The following is a 1,602-nucleotide window of genomic DNA, read 5'->3' on the forward strand; positions in this document are numbered from 1 at the left end:
CCGGACCCCTTCCAGATGGTCGTCGTCGCCGAAGGGGTTGGCGTACACATAGCCGCGGAGCTGGTCGGGGAAGGTGCGGATCAGCCCCGACATCCAGGCGTGGAAGGCCCGCAGACGGTCCCGCGGCTGACGGTAGTTGTCGACTCCGGGGACGCGTGCCATCGCCCCCGCCCCGACCGGGCTGCCGATGACGGTGAGGTCGATCCCGGCCTGGGCGCGGGCGGCGAGCATCCCGTCGACGTCGGTGAGGGCGGGCGGCATGGGGAATCGGCGGGCGGCCTCCGGCGGGGACAGATGACCGTGGATATCGATGATCATGGATGGGTTCCCGGTTTCGGTGTGAGGGTCCGGGCGACCGCGACACAGTCCTCGTCACCGTGCCCCTGCTCGGTGGCGCGTACATGGGTCTCGGTGGCCGCGGACAGCAGCGGCAGCCGCAGTCCGGCGGTCGCGGCCTGGTCGGAGGCGAGCAGCAGATCCTTGGCCATCAGCCGCAGCCGGAAGTCGGGCTGGTCGAAGTGCCCGGTGGCCAGGCGCTTCGCTTTGAAGGCCATGACGGGCGAGGCGAAGCCGCTGCCCGCGATGGCCTTCAGGACGAGCTTCCGGTCGAGGCCGGAGGCCGCCGCGAGTTCGACGGCCTCCGCCATCGCCTGGACCTCTATGCCCATCAGCAGATTGAGCAGCAGCTTCATCCGCATGCCGGAGCCGAGGCCGCCGAGGTGGACGACTTCCTTGCCGAGCAGGTCGAGCAGCGGGCGCCCGGCGGCGAAGACCCGTTCCTCGCCGCCGACGAACAGTCGCAGCTCACCGGTGCGGGCATGGTCCCGGTTGCCGAGCATGCCGACGTCCAGCACGGACTTCTGGTCTCCGGTGAGCCGGACGACCTCGTCGGGGGCGACGGTGCTGGCGCACACCAGCGCGCCCGGGTACGGGCCCTGGGAGAGGACCCCGTCCGGTCCGCGCAGCACCGAGGCGAGGGCTTCGCTGTCGGACACGGTGCAGATGACGGCCCTGGTTCCGGCGATGGCGTCGGCCGGATGGGCGGCGACGGTCGCCCCGGCGCGGGCGAGCGGCTCGGCGCGTTCCGCCGTGCGGTTCCACACCCGTACCCGGACTCCACGGTCCAGGAGGCGGGTGGCCAGGCCGCTGCCCATCGATCCGAGGCCGAGGACGGCAACGGGGCCGGGGCCGGGGCCGGGGCCGTCGGAGGGCGTCATGTCCTGGCTCCCACGGTCTCCTGGATGATCCGGAACCGCAGCGACTGCGTCTGGTCGACCCAGCGGCGCAGCGGTTCCAGCAGGGCGCGGTGGTCGTCGCCCTGCTGCCAGGCGAAGAAGTGCTCGGGGGTCTCCCATTCGCTGGTGATCACCCACTGGCGGGAGTCGTCGATCGGCTCTCCCAGCCGGTCGATGAGATGCCCGGGGACGCTGGCGACGGATCTCCGTATGCGTTCATACGCGTCCAGGAATCCCTGCTCGCCGCCTTCGACGACGTGGACCGAGTACACCACGGAGAGCTTGTCGGTGGCTTGTCCGTTCTGCACGGTGCGCATGTCTCCTCCTGACGGTCGTTTCCGGCACAGCACGTCTCCAAAGGACTCAT

General features: G+C 70.8%; 2 protein-coding genes and 1 pseudogene. All 3 read right to left on the reverse strand.

Features of this window, described 5'->3' with window-relative positions; translation table 11 throughout:
• A pseudogene (locus FF041_RS24730) lies at positions 1 to 318 on the reverse strand (amidohydrolase family protein); the annotation flags it as partial.
• On the reverse strand, positions 315 to 1,217 hold the full coding sequence (locus FF041_RS24735; RefSeq protein ID WP_153524867.1) for an NAD(P)-dependent oxidoreductase: 903 nt from the start codon (positions 1,215 to 1,217) through the stop codon (positions 315 to 317). The gene FF041_RS24735 and the pseudogene FF041_RS24730, both read right to left, overlap by 4 nt.
• Entirely contained in the window at positions 1,214 to 1,552 is a 339-nt protein-coding gene (locus tag FF041_RS24740; protein ID WP_153524868.1) for an antibiotic biosynthesis monooxygenase family protein, read from the reverse strand. Before FF041_RS24740 ends, FF041_RS24735 begins: the two co-directional genes overlap by 4 nt.
• Between the last annotated feature and the right edge of the window lie 50 nt (positions 1,553 to 1,602).

This window comes from Streptomyces jumonjinensis (genome assembly GCF_009600885.1).
GTDB classification, from domain to species: Bacteria; Actinomycetota; Actinomycetes; order Streptomycetales; family Streptomycetaceae; genus Streptomyces; species Streptomyces jumonjinensis.

Excerpts from the sequence above, each read along its gene's own strand:
- FF041_RS24735 (WP_153524867.1), bottom strand. The coding sequence starts at position 1,217 with ATGACGCCCTCCGACGGCCCCGGCCCCGGCCCCGGCCCCGTTGCCGTC.
- FF041_RS24740 (WP_153524868.1), bottom strand. The coding sequence starts at position 1,552 with ATGCGCACCGTGCAGAACGGACAAGCCACCGACAAGCTCTCCGTGGTG.